Source organism: Acinetobacter sp. KS-LM10 (assembly GCF_036896575.1).
GTDB lineage: Bacteria > Pseudomonadota > Gammaproteobacteria > Pseudomonadales > Moraxellaceae > Acinetobacter > Acinetobacter avistercoris.
The window spans coordinates 1,806,429-1,819,632 of record NZ_CP145906.1 but is presented as its reverse complement, the minus strand read 5'-3'; the positions used below and the strand labels follow the sequence as shown (position 1 = coordinate 1,819,632).

Annotated in this window: 12 protein-coding genes and 1 pseudogene; 7 read left to right on the top strand and 6 right to left on the bottom strand. The window is 36.3% G+C overall.

The features are described 5' to 3' along the window. Positions 1-11: 11 nt before the first annotated feature. Together V5M36_RS08280 and V5M36_RS08275 are read left to right on the top strand one after the other, a co-directional pair. Positions 12-503 (top strand): hypothetical protein, encoded by a 492-nt coding sequence (locus V5M36_RS08280; RefSeq protein ID WP_338557845.1) that lies wholly within the window; start codon positions 12-14, stop codon positions 501-503. Between the two features lie 327 nt (positions 504-830). Further along, positions 831-1,433, top strand: coding sequence for a nitroreductase family protein (locus tag V5M36_RS08275; RefSeq protein ID WP_338557842.1), 603 nt, complete (start codon positions 831-833; stop codon positions 1,431-1,433). A gap of 188 nt (positions 1,434-1,621) precedes the next feature. Here V5M36_RS08275 and V5M36_RS08270 read toward each other — a convergent pair whose 3' ends face one another. From V5M36_RS08270 to V5M36_RS08255, 4 genes are all read right to left on the bottom strand, one after another. Then, the gene (locus V5M36_RS08270) at positions 1,622-2,830 is read right to left on the bottom strand and encodes an MFS transporter (protein WP_338557840.1); all 1,209 of its coding nucleotides are present in this window, start codon (positions 2,828-2,830) and stop codon (positions 1,622-1,624) included. Then, positions 2,827-3,267, bottom strand: coding sequence for a MarR family winged helix-turn-helix transcriptional regulator (locus V5M36_RS08265; protein WP_338557837.1), 441 nt, complete (start codon positions 3,265-3,267; stop codon positions 2,827-2,829). Before V5M36_RS08265 ends, V5M36_RS08270 begins: the two co-directional genes overlap by 4 nt. 100 nt (positions 3,268-3,367) lie before the next feature. Further along, positions 3,368-3,922: a thermonuclease family protein gene (locus V5M36_RS08260; protein WP_338557834.1), complete on the bottom strand. Its 555-nt coding sequence runs from the start codon at positions 3,920-3,922 to the stop codon at positions 3,368-3,370. Between the two features lie 190 nt (positions 3,923-4,112). Next, complete coding sequence (locus V5M36_RS08255) at positions 4,113-5,030, bottom strand: LysR family transcriptional regulator (protein WP_338557832.1); 918 nt, start codon at positions 5,028-5,030, stop codon at positions 4,113-4,115. A gap of 146 nt (positions 5,031-5,176) precedes the next feature. On the opposite strand from V5M36_RS08255, the gene V5M36_RS08250 reads away from it, so the two are divergent. From V5M36_RS08250 to V5M36_RS08230, 5 genes are all read left to right on the top strand, one after another. Continuing rightward, positions 5,177-6,418 carry an acyl-CoA dehydrogenase family protein gene (locus V5M36_RS08250; protein WP_338557830.1) on the top strand — a complete coding sequence of 414 codons (1,242 nt, stop codon included), beginning with the start codon at positions 5,177-5,179 and terminating at the stop codon, positions 6,416-6,418. A 409-nt stretch (positions 6,419-6,827) separates the two neighbouring features. After that, positions 6,828-7,949, top strand: a complete 1,122-nt coding sequence (locus V5M36_RS08245) for a phosphotransferase family protein (RefSeq protein WP_338557829.1) — start codon at positions 6,828-6,830, stop codon at positions 7,947-7,949. After that, complete coding sequence (locus V5M36_RS08240; RefSeq protein WP_338557828.1) at positions 7,946-8,644, top strand: histidine phosphatase family protein; 699 nt, start codon at positions 7,946-7,948, stop codon at positions 8,642-8,644. Before V5M36_RS08245 ends, V5M36_RS08240 begins: the two co-directional genes overlap by 4 nt. Positions 8,645-8,738: 94 nt before the next feature. Next, positions 8,739-9,482: an SDR family oxidoreductase gene (locus V5M36_RS08235; protein WP_338557827.1), complete on the top strand. Its 744-nt coding sequence runs from the start codon at positions 8,739-8,741 to the stop codon at positions 9,480-9,482. A 432-nt stretch (positions 9,483-9,914) separates the two neighbouring features. After that, positions 9,915-10,262, top strand: a complete 348-nt coding sequence (locus tag V5M36_RS08230; protein ID WP_338557825.1) for a hypothetical protein — start codon at positions 9,915-9,917, stop codon at positions 10,260-10,262. 62 nt (positions 10,263-10,324) lie between these two features. Here the strand turns inward: V5M36_RS08230 and V5M36_RS08225 are convergent. Continuing rightward, positions 10,325-10,510 (bottom strand): annotated as a pseudogene (locus V5M36_RS08225) (cyanase); the annotation flags it as partial. A 39-nt stretch (positions 10,511-10,549) separates the two neighbouring features. Further along, the gene (locus tag V5M36_RS08220) at positions 10,550-11,965 is read right to left on the bottom strand and encodes an amidase (RefSeq protein ID WP_338557824.1); all 1,416 of its coding nucleotides are present in this window, start codon (positions 11,963-11,965) and stop codon (positions 10,550-10,552) included. Positions 11,966-13,204 lie beyond the last annotated feature (1,239 nt).

The window sequence follows — 13,204 nt, the reverse complement described above, 5'->3', positions numbered from 1 at the left end:
ATGATTTACCTATGCTTGATATTTATTTAACAGATGTTCAGAAAAAAGTGCAATTTAAGGATTACCCAGGCGAGCATCCTGTTAAATTTATTTTGAATTTTAAAAAGATCTTTCCAAGTGTAATGGAGCTTTTACTTCCTGTGCTGCCTTCAGATGAGAATTTGGAAGAAATGACTTGGGAATCAACCACCAGTGATTTTGATAAATTTAAGTTGCTGTTAAGTGGTTGGGGTGTCATTGAACTGCGTTTAAATACGATTGCTAAATTCAAAACGCGTAATTTTGCAGATCAATTGGTCAAAAAAGCGCAGCAGAAACGTAAAAAATTTGCCAAAGAACAGCCACGTTTAAGCAGTGTAGAACTAGATTATTTGTTCAAGCACGAAGTCCATGCTTTGATTGATGCCGAATTGGTTGAGTTGGGTGAGAAGTTCTATTTACCAACCTTACGCGAGCTGTGGAAAGGTCAGATTCAAGCGAATGTATTAGAAGCAAAGTTCTAAAGAAGCAAAGCTCTAATTTAACAAGCTTTTATATGATGTCTAAGTCCTCCTTCTTTGGAGGATTTTTTATATGAAGATTAAAGCTCTAATTTAAAAGAATCGTTAATACAGCATTGATTTGTTTAATATTAAATCAGTTGAAGCGTCAAGTGTAATAGAAGCTTTAAATTAAATGGTGCTTAGTCTGAATTTTGTTCTGAATTATGCTTAATGTAGAACGAGATTAATCTTAATGTGTTGAATTTATAAACAACACTTTAGGTTTTCTAACCAATTATTTCGCTAGGTGTTGTATTTCCCCGAGGAAATACCAAAGGATTTCAAATAATGTCGAATCAGTTTTTAGATTTAATTAACAAGCGCCGTACAATTTATGCAATTGGTAAGAATGTTGAGCAATCTACAGAGTATTTAACCGATTTAATTCAAAATGCGATTAAACAAAGTCCATCATCGTTTAATTCGCAGTCTTCACGTGCCGTTATTCTATTTAATGCTGAACATGAAAAGTTCTGGGGCTTGGTAAAAGAAAAACTCAAGTCTTATGCAAAAGATGAAGCATCTGCAGCCAAAACCAGTGCCAAAATGGACAGCTTCGCAGCTGGCGTAGGTACGGTATTGTTTTTTGAAGATATGGATACTGTTGCTGGTCTACAAGAGCAGTTCCCATCATACGCAGAGAATTTTCCAATTTGGGCTGAACATTCAACAGCAATTGCTCAGTTTTCGGTATGGTCTGCATTACACACAAACGGTGTAGGTGCATCACTACAGCATTACAACCCAATTGTGGATGAACAGGTTCATGCAGAATGGGAGGTACCAGCACATTGGAAATTACGTGCTCAATTGGTATTTGGTTCTGTAGAAGCAGAAGCTGGAGACAAAGGCTACATGGATGATGCAGCACGTTTTAAAGTCTTTAAATAAATTTTATATGTTTGATTCGCTCATTATTTACTTTTATGTTCGAACAAAATAGTTAGAGTGTCGCAAGTTTAAAAAAGCGCTCAAATTGAGCGCTTTTTTATCATGTTTTATTACTTCTTTTATTTGTTCTTATTGCACTGAAATCTTGAAGTGAACAAATAATTAGAAATAAGCTGACTTAAAGTAAGTTATGCAGCTAAAGATCTATTCGATTTTCTAGTATGACGACCATGCAATAGGTAGTACAAGCCAATGCACAGTAAACTGCCGATAGCACTATATAAATACAATTGCTGGTAACTGATAAAATCTAAGGTCATCCCTAAAAAATAAGGACCAAAGCCGAGGCCTGCATCTAAGAAAATAAAATAGGTTGATGTCGCAAAACTCATTCGTTCCAATGAGGTACTTTTTACAGCCACTGTTTGGCAGATCGATTGAATATTACCGTAACCCAAGCCAAGCAAGCCTGCGCAAACCAATAACATGGTTGGTGTCTGTGCGATACTCAATAGAAAAAAAGCAAGAGACATGATCATAAAAGCGGGGTACATAATGATATTTTCGCCTTTACGATCCATTAAAGGTCCTGTAAAAGGTCGAGAAATCAGAATCGCAATGGCATACATCAAAAAGAACAAAGACGCAGCCTGAACGAGATCAATTTCTTTGGCGTAAAAATTGATAAAAGATAAAACTCCTGAGTAAAACAAGGACGCAAATAACATGATCAAAGAAATAGGAATGGCTTTTTTTTCAATATATTGCGAGATGAAGCTCGATTTTGAAACAGGATCTTTGTTTTCTAAACGTTGTGATGGCGATGGAATATTAGGAACTTGAATACATAAAGATACGATCAAACAGGAGAGGGCAATCGTACTTGATAAAATAAAGATTGCGTCATAACCCACATGCAACATCATCCATATGCCAAGAAATGGGCCGATTGCAGTTCCTAATGTGCTGCTCATACTGAAATAGCCAATCCCTTCGCCGCGTCGACTCACAGGTAAAATCTGGGCAATAATAGTACCAAAGACGGTTGCCGCAATCCCCATCATAAAGCCATGCATAAAGCGCACAAACAAGAGTGACCCAATACTCAGATCAATAAAATACAGCAGTGAAAATAGAAAAAATCCAACTAGGCCAACAATCATGGTGGTTTTCCGTCCGAAATAGACAAGAAATTTCCCCACCAATAAACGGCCAAGCAAAGTACCGACAATGAAAAGTCCCGAAATCAAACCCGCTTGCGCTGAAGTGGCATTCATTTCTGCCATTGCATAGCCGACAATGACGACAACTAAGAGATAAAACGTTAATACCAATTGGAAATTAATCAAACTCACCAAAATGAAATTGCGAGTCCATAGTTTATTTGCATCAATCATGGTTTCGCTCCCGTAGATTTATGTTCCAAGTGATCGAGAAGCTGAGTAAGCATGTCTGTGCTTTGCTTAAGATCTACAGGCGCTATCTTCATTAAAAGTTGTTTTTCGAATAAATCAATTTTTTCAGAACATGTTTGATAGAGGATTTGACCATGCTGAGATAATTTCAATTTCTTTTGACGCTTATCGACCGTATTTACTTGTTCAATCAGTTCTAAACCGATTAAAACGTGTATACGCTTGGCGATCGAAGGTTTTGAAACATTGAGATATTGAGCAATGTCGATTGAAGTGATTTCTATTTGTTCTTGAATGATATAAAGCACTTGCCACAGGGAGTAATTCAACTGATGTGGTAGCAAAATCACATTGTACTCGTCGCTCATTAATCGAGAGCAACGGAGTAGCAAGGTTCGGAATTTTAAAGGAGATGGCATAATAGTTAACCAAGGTAACTAAATTAATGCCAATTTACGCCTATTCGAAAAATGATTCAAGTCATTAAATAATCAAACTGATCAGTGGTTGTATTGAGGATTATTGACCATTTTTTCGATACAAACTTGGTCGAATAGGGCGATTTGCACGCCACAATCCCTTTTTTTTCTTTGACGCTTTAGATTGAAGACTGATCATATGTTTACGTTGTTTGGGGTCTTTAATATATTCTTCATAAACCCAAGCAGCGCCACGTTTAACCATCTCTTCATTGATATTACGTCTAAAGCGATAAATTACGCCGACACAACGGCCATAGCGATCAATATCGGTAATTTTTACTCGGACAAATTTGCGATAAACCATTTTTTTGACTAAACGCTTCGACTCTGCGCCGTAACTTTGTGTCGACTCCGGAGCATCTATATAAGCAAAACGTAATTTGGTTTGAGAGCGCCGTAAATTCAAACGATAGCAGGTGAGGGTATCTCCATCACTCACTGCAATGACTTTACACCAATATGTTTTGCCTTTTTTGAAGGGCTTAAAATAGCGCATGAGTGCAATTCGAATTTTACGAATCAACAGCAACAAAATAAGGCATAAGACCATGCCAATACAGATCAGCCAGCTTGCAGGTAAATTAGAAAACATAAGGAAGAGAGCGAATACTCGAAGAGCATTTAATATGTGAGAAAGTTCAACTATATTTTACTTGAATTAAGACTAAGTAATGTCTAAATAAACAGCAAATAGACTTTAATTAAATTCATGATTTACTAAGAATAAAACTTATTAGTGATTAAAATAGCCTAAGCAAATTAAGCTTCACCACATTAATAGCCTAAGCAAAAACTTCTTTGATTTTATTTTTTAAAAACTCATGCCTAAAATTTCCATTTAAATATTTATAACAATACATACCCAAATTCATAGAAGGGACAGAAATAGGAAATTCAAAAACATTTAAATTTTTTGAAACAGACATATGAGACAAAATACTGTTGGGAATCGTTAATATAAGCTCTGGATATTGTTCTAATATTTGTAGCGCTGTTGAGTAATGCTGACATCTAAATTTTATATTTCGTGTCATCTCCTTTTTATGAAGATATAAATCCTCAATTAAAATACCCGTCCTACGGGAAGAGACCCCAATGTGTGGTGATGCTAAATAAATGTCTAAACTCATTTTTTTATGCTGTGTACACAGCATAAATTGGTCACTTACTAAAGGATAAAAACTAACTTTTTCACCTAGATTTTGTTCAAGATCAATTGCGAAATCAATTTGTTGCGTTGCGAGATCGGCCTCGATTGTTTTGCGATTGAGTTTAATACTTTCACATTGAATATCTAAGTCAAGCAACTGAAAATGTTTAATTATTTTAGGCAGGATGATCGGTTCGATTTCATCATGTATCGCTATTTTTAAACTTTTAATCAGTTTTGGATCAAAATTGTTTTGTTGCTGAGCAATATTTTGAATCGACATCAATGCCGTTTTGATCACAGGATAAATTTGTTCAGCAAACGGCGTGGGACGCATTTTTTTGCCAGAACGAATAAACAGCTCATCATTCATTTGTCGTCTTAGACGTTGAAGCGCATGACTGACAGCGGATTGGCTGATGCAAAAAATATCAGCAGTATCACTAATACTGTGATGCTCAAAAATCGCGATAAAAAGTGGATATAAATTGATATCTATACGTGGAAATAAACCTACATCCAAGTGCTCATTTTTATGAATATTATTCATAGTTATCTATTTAATAAAATCATTTTATTCATAATAGTTTTCAGGCTATTGTGTTGTAAAGCATTAAAGAAATAAATGAATGCCACGGATCTTAAAGTCAGGCTACGAGCTTTGACTCTTTCATACGGTATTTAAGGAATAAAAATATGTTTCAACTGACAGCACATGCACAAAATTTTGTAGAACGAATCAAAAAATTTATTGAAAATGAAATTGAGCCAATTGAAGCTGATTTTTGGAATGAAGTACATCAATCCAATATTGGATCAGATTGGACCAAATGGCAGTGGCCAGCACAATTAGAAATTTTAAAAACCAAAGCAAAAACAGCAGGGCTTTGGAATATGTTTTTGCCTGATGAAAAACTGGGTCAAGGTTTAACTGTGCAAGAGTATGCATATATCGCTGAACTCACAGGTCGTAGTTTACTTGCACCAATAATTTTTAATTGTAATGCACCTGACAGCGGTAATATGGAATTACTTTGGCGGTTTGGTACGGAACAACAAAAACAACAATGGCTTATGCCATTACTCGATGGAAAAATTCGTTCGGTTTTTTGTATGACTGAACCTGATGTCGCATCATCAGATGCAACCAATATGCAGGCAACAGCCATCGTCGTGGGTGACGAGATTGTATTGAATGGACGTAAATGGTGGTCATCAGGCTTAGGCGATCCAAATGCAAAAATCATTATTTTCATGGCTCATACACCAGACAATACTAAAGATCGACATCATCAACATTCGATGGTCTTAGTACCGATTGAAACAGCTGGTGTGAAAATTGAAAGAATGCTTCCTGTATTTGGAGACTATGACGCTCCGCATGGGCACGGCGAAGTGAGTTTCGATAATGTACGTGTACCTGTAGAAAATTTTATTGGGGGAGCGGGTCAAGGTTTTGAAATTGCGCAAAGTCGATTAGGCCCTGGTCGCATACATCATTGCATGCGATGTATTGGTGCTGCTGAAAAGTCCTTAGAACTGATGATAGATCGTGGCATGCAACGCACTGCTTTTGGCAAAGAAATTTTAAAACTAGGTGGTAACCTTGAACGTGTCGCTGAAGCAAGAGTAGCGATCGATCAAGCTAGACTGTTAACACTATATGCTGCCTATAAAATGGATACATTGGGTAATATGGCTGCACTCACTGAAATTTCTGCAATTAAAGTTGTGGCGCCGAAAGTACTTGAGATGGTCGTAGATATGGCCATACAAATTCATGGTGGGGCAGGCTTATCTAGAGATACTTTTCTGACAAGTTTTTTTGCGCAGGCTCGAGCGCTGCGTTTAGCGGATGGTCCAGATGAAGTGCATAAAGCGATGATTGCTAAATTAGAATTAGCCAAACGTGGCTATTCTCAACGCCATAAAAAATAAGGAATTTATTTGTTTATAGTCAGCATTTATAGCGATGTTTAAATGTGCTGGCATGCTCTGGTCGTGTTATAAATAGATGATGTGATGAAATCAATTAAATGGATTCAAGATGAAGCTAATCGTCTTTCATAAAATAAAAAAGTTCATTGGGTGCTAATAAATTGCATACGCAAAAATATCTTATCTCTGTGAGATGAGGCTAGGGTAAGGGAATAATGAAGATGCATTTTATGTGTGAAAATGCTGATGAAAGAATTTTATGAATAAATTGATCTGAATTCATTTAAAAAGATTATTTTTTAATATGCTCATTTCAAAAGACAGATTTGGATAAGTTGTAGGTTATTTGATAAACGTTGATTAATAAAGCTTAAGTTATATTAACCAGATTAAGCGAATAGGATAAAAGATGTCAGTGATTGATTTGGGTGGAACAGTTCGAGACGGCGAAGAACTTGATATACAGGCTGTTGAAAAATGGTTAAATACACAAGGTGTTGAACTGCAAGGTGAAGCTGAAGTAACTCAGTTTTCTGGTGGAGCATCTAACTGGACCTATCGTTTAAAATACTCGAATGTTGACCTGATTTTAAGGCGACCGCCCAAAGGAACAAAAGCCAAGTCTGCTCATGACATGGCTCGTGAATATGAAGTCCAAAAGAATCTGATTTCCCATTTTCCTGTTCTGCCTAAAATGGTCGCACTGTGTCAGGATCAAAATATAATCGGTTGTGACTTCTACGTGATGCATCGGATAGAAGGCATTATTCCACGTGCAAAACTGCCGCCTGAGTTGAAATTTGGTGAACAACAAGTTAACCAACTGTGCTTAAATCTAATTGATAAGCTCATTGAACTACATCAAGTTCCATATCAAGGCACAGCACTTGAAAAATTAGGTAAAGGCGAAGGCTATTGTCGTCGTCAGGTTGAAGGTTGGGATGCTCGTTACGTGAAAGCCAAAACCTTAAATGTACCTTCATTTCGTTATGTTCGAACATGGTTAAAAGAACATATCCCAGAGGACCATCAAAGTTGCATAATTCATAATGATTGGCGTTTTGATAATGTTATTTTAGATCCAGAAAATCCGACTGAAATTATTGGCGTTTTAGACTGGGAAATGGCGACCATAGGTGATCCACTTATGGATCTGGGTTCAGCATTGGCGTATTGGGTTGAAGATACAGACAATCAAATATTTAAAAATACACGGCGCCAACCCACGCATTTAAAAGGAATGCTGACACGGCAACAAGTCGTAGATTACTATTTAGAAAAAACAGGTATTCAAACAAATAATTGGACTTTTTATGAGGTGTTCGGTCTATTCCGTTTAGCGGTGATCGCACAGCAAATTTACTACCGTTATTATAATAAGCAAACTAAAAATCCTGCATTTAAAGATTTTTGGATTGTGATCCACGCGATTCATATGCGCGCTTTAAAATTAATCGGTCGGCATAAGATTGAAAGCAATGAAACGGCGCAACACTACATTTCAAAATTTAAAGAGCGTTTAGGCAAATGACCACCATTTATTTAGTCCGTCATGGACAAGCATCTTTTGGCGCTGAAAGTTACGATAAACTTTCTCCAAATGGCGAGCTGCAAGCTCAAATTTTAGGTCGCTATTTTAAACAGATTTTAAAAGAAGAACCTTATGTCGTGGCTGGTTCGATGCAACGACATCAACAAACGGCAAATTTAGCTTTAGCTGAAAGTTTTCCTGAATCTAAAATAGTGACCAACGCTGCTTGGAATGAATTTAATCATCAACAAGTCTTTGCTCACTATGAGCCACGTTTTAATCAGCCGCATTTACTTCGAGAAGATGTAGAGAAAGAAGAGAATCCTAGAGCATATTTATCCAAAATTTTTGAAGGTGCAATTGGTCGTTGGACAGGCGGAGAGTTTCATCACGAATATGATGAATCATGGCCTGATTTTAAAACTCGCGTAGAAAATGCCTTACAAAACTTATGTGATGAGTTGTCCAAAATCAAACCACGTTATGCTGTGATCTTTACCTCTGGCGGAGTTGTTTCAGTTGCAACAGGAAAAATGTTGCAACTTAATCCAGATAAAACCTTTGCACTCAACTGGGCAATTGCGAATGCGAGTTTTACGACACTTAGACTGGTCGGAAATGAGCCGCAACTTTTAAGTTTAAATGAGCATCACTTTATTAAAGCTTATGACGCTCAACTTTTAACTTGGATCTAAAGCCCATTAGAGAAGTCGATATTCATAAACAAACAAGTCAAAAGACATTTCAAAAGACAACTCAAAAGACAAGTCGAAAATAAAAGGGATGGATATGAGCAAAATAATCTTAATCACAGGTGCCAGTTCAGGGATTGGTGAAGGCATGGCGCGCGAATTTGCACAAAAAGGCTATAACTTGGCTATTTGTGCACGTCGTTTAGACCGTTTAGAGACATTAAAGCAGGAATTAGAGAAACGTTATGGCATTCAAGTGATTGCGAAGACATTGGATGTGACTGATTACGATCAGGTCTTTGACGTCTTTTCGGAATTTAAACAAGATTTTGGTCATATCGATCGTATCATTGTGAATGCTGGTGTGGGCGAAGGGCGTAGAATTGGAAAAGGAAATTTTGCGATCAATAGAGCCACCGTCGAAACCAACTTTATATCAGCACTTGCGCAATGTGAGGCTGCTGTTGAAATATTTCGAGAACAAAATAGGGGTCACTTGGTGGTGATTTCCTCTATGAGCGCAATGCGAGGCATGCCGAAACATTTAACTGCCTATGCCGCAAGTAAAGCAGGGATTGCATATCTAGCAGAGGGGATTCGAGCAGAATTACTCAACACTCCGATTCAAGTGAGTACAATTTTCCCTGGTTATATTCGAACGGCAATTAATGAGGGTGCTCAAAAGCTTCCCTTTGAAGTGGATGTGGAAACAGGTTCAAGACTTCTTGCAACGGAAATAGAAAAAGCACCGGCTAAAGCCTATGTTCCTAAATGGCCTTGGCACCCTATAGGATTTGCAATGAAAATTTTACCGTTAAAATGGGTGAATAAATTAAGTTGAGCAAAGCCTAAATAAGGCTGTATTGAAAGCTCTATCGATTTGACAGATATTTGACAGATAATTATGAAATTAAGTGGTCATACATAGAGATGTAAAAGTTCCTTCTTGCTTTGGGAGGAAGTTAGGAGGAGGGAATTTTATGAATAATGTCTTTATAAAGACCTTTACTGATCGTGAGCTTTTTATGTAAAAATTTTTTATGAAACAGATCTCTAAACGTAAAGTGAGATTAAGACTCAGTTTGATTGAAACTGCGTATATCTAGATATATACAAAAAATTTAGTTTTACTCATATTTATTTTAAAAATTTAATACATGATCAAATCTATAAATCTAAATTAAGAATAAATTTTTATTAATCTTTCATTTTTCTCCATTATTGAACTGTATATTTACAAATGATAATCAATATCACTCACAAGAAGTTCATCATGAAGAATATAAACATTGTCCTTATAACACTACTTATGACATTCACAGCCTTTAATGCCAGTGCCCATGACAATACCAAACGTCCTGATACCACTAAGCTTTGCCAAGGTAAAGCGATTAATACCAGGGTGAGTCAAAAAATAGGGGATCGTACACTCGAAGGAACCTGTCAAATCGGATTTAAAGCAAATCAATCGAATGGCTTGGATCGAGGTTTAATGCGTGACCCAGCGATTCAAAATGCATGTAAAGGAAAAGTGAAAAATACAGCAGTCGTGGCGAAAGTTGATGGGAAAAATATTCCTGGTAAATGCGATATCGTTTTTCGTTCTGCAATGAAACGTTAATTTTAAAAAGTATCAAATTTAAAAATCCCGTACTAGTGCGGGATTTTTTGTTATGTTAACTTTCATAGATATTCATAGCTTTTATAAGGCAGGAACTTTCCTGAAAGAATAACATTGACTCGATCGCCATTTGAATTTTACTCACTTTGAATATCCATACTAAAGTCACTTGCACCTATAATTCGAGCAGTAAATTTTTCGTAAATTAAATCTTTGATTGTGACGCCATCATAAACACTCAAAACTTCAATAGATTAAGTGATTTGCACAGATAAATAGCATATTTTTCAATCATAAATACACGGAAATGCTTGAGACTGTTCAAGTTCATAAGCCAGTTCGATGAGAACTTTTTCAGCTCCTAAATTTGAAGACAGCTGAATTCCAATTGGTCTTTTATCCATTTCAGTAAGTCCCATCGGCAATGAAATTGCCGGCGCACCTGCAATATTTTGTATTGGTGTAAACGCAACATAATGTCTCAGCCGTTCAAAGAGATCATCAAACTCCAGGGTCGGTGATAAATAGCCAACTTTAGGGGAAATATGTGCAAGGACAGGGGATAGAATCACATCGTATTGATTGAAGATCGTACTGTAAATGTGTTGAATTTTTTTTAATCGATGTATGAAAAAAGGGGTTTTATAAAAATTAGTTTTATATAAGTCAGCTAATCCTAAGCTTAAGTGATCAAGTTTATTATGTTTAAAGTCATTTCCAAACAATGGCTTGCCCAGATTTTTCAGCATAAATGATAAAAATCCCCAGTAATAGCTGAAATCATCTACAAATGAATCTGGAATGGGAAGTTCTAATTCTTCTATAACATGACCATTACTTTCAAGGATCTTAGCCGTTTTAAGTACGATATTACGAGTCTCTATATCTGTTTGAGTCTGTAATGAATCTAAAACAACGGCAATTTTAAGTCTCTTATCACTTGCACGTGAAACTAGACCTAATTCTGGCAGTTTGCTTGGTTTAAATTGTCTTTCCATTTCTGCAAAAAAATAGGCTGTATCTCTTACAGACCGGGTCACAACACCATCTGAAATTAAGTCAATAGGTAAGTGTTTTGATGCATCATTTGCATGGAAACGCCCACGGGTCGGTTTTAAACCAACTAAACCACAATTGGCAGCAGGAATTCTAATTGATCCGCCACCATCATTTGCATGGGCTATCGTCACCACACCAGCCGCCACCAATGCAGCGGAACCACCCGAAGATGCACCACAAGAATAGCCAGTATGCCAAGGGTTTTGGGTAAATTCACCATTTTGGAATTCTGTAGCTGCGTTTAGACCGAACTCAGGCATTTTTGATTTGCCTAATACCAGAAGTCCAGTATCTAGAATTTGTTGCGTTATTTTAGCGTTGTTATGCTTGATTTTAGATTTAAAGGCGATTGAGCCATGTTGTGTAGGAAATCCAGCTAAATCAACATTATCTTTAATAAAGGTAGGAATGCCGGATAAAAGTTGGCCTGTACGAAAATCAGGCTTTGTTCGTTGAGCTTCAAATGCCTCACATTGAATTGCATCTAATTGAGGATTAACTGAATGGGCGCGTTCAATCGTGGCATCTATGACTTCTTTTTGTGATATTTCTTTACGTCGTAAAAGATCCTTGAGCGCTACAGCATCATGTTTTTCTAATACGTCATTTTTAAAAGCGTGAATACGATGTGTTTGATTGTCCATAATCAATTCCAATCTTTTCCAGTATTGATATCTATACACATTTTGATATGAATAGTCGAATCTATTTTTAGCGCTGCAATATATACAATATATTTAGAGTTCGCATAATGTATATTATGTTAAATAGAATATCTAATACTGTAGCCTACACAATACTGTTTATAGCTACAGCTCATCAACGTGATGATTTAAATTATACATCACGTTGCTAAGTATCCCAAGTAACATAATATAAGTTATGTATAAATCAGATCGCTACTCGGTTTACGTAGCAACAAGTTTACGCAAATCTGTGTGGCTATGGCCTTCAAATCTTATGAAAGCTCATTATTCAAATGCCTGTTGTGAATCCATTACCCGCATATTATAAATTGGGCGCTGAAGACATTGCTTAGCAGTTGATTCTGTCATATTTAACAACACTTTAAATTTTATATTCAAATATTTGAACGATTGAATTGACCTGCGATTCTTTCTTTATCTGTTTTTTAGTGATGCTATGTTTCAATTTGTTCTGAACAACACCATTTAAATAGTCTTTGAGGATTTGGCCTATACGAAGATAAATTTCTGAGTACGTAGCAGGCAAGAAGATTTCATCCATAATATAATTAGACTACTCATAAACTTCTGTAAGCTGATTAATGTTCTGATTAAAGTCTTGAATTATATTGATGAATTCACATGCTTTGTCCTGTACCCTACTCACCTAAGTATTCACGAATCTATACATAAGAATTTTTATAGTTTTCTCTGATGAGTCATACTAACAAGCACTTACAACTACAGATAAATGTTCAAGACATTGTTCTGTTGATTCAGTAGTATAATATACGTCTAAGAATGGATGAGCAGATTGAATCTGTCTATACATATGAGGCTTATTACAGGAAGTACTACCGAGAAGTCATTTAATATTGATTAGCAAGAGAAATGAGTTATTGAAAATAACTAAGTGCTTAGAAAGACAGTTATGGAAAGCCGTCTGGTTATTATCAAAAATAATGGTGTAAACCACAATGCATTTCATCAAGTTTTTAGGCAATAAACTCAGTGTTAGGAATTTTGACAGTCCAGTGAACGAGACTCATGCACATTACGCAGCATTGCTGCTCAAGTCTTGAATAAATTCATAAAATTGGGCCGCCCTGATACCCAAGTTGTATCTTAAATTTGGAGAACTTAGCTGAGACTTGCAAACCTTTATTCAACAAAGCCAGCCTATCAAGGCTATACTTC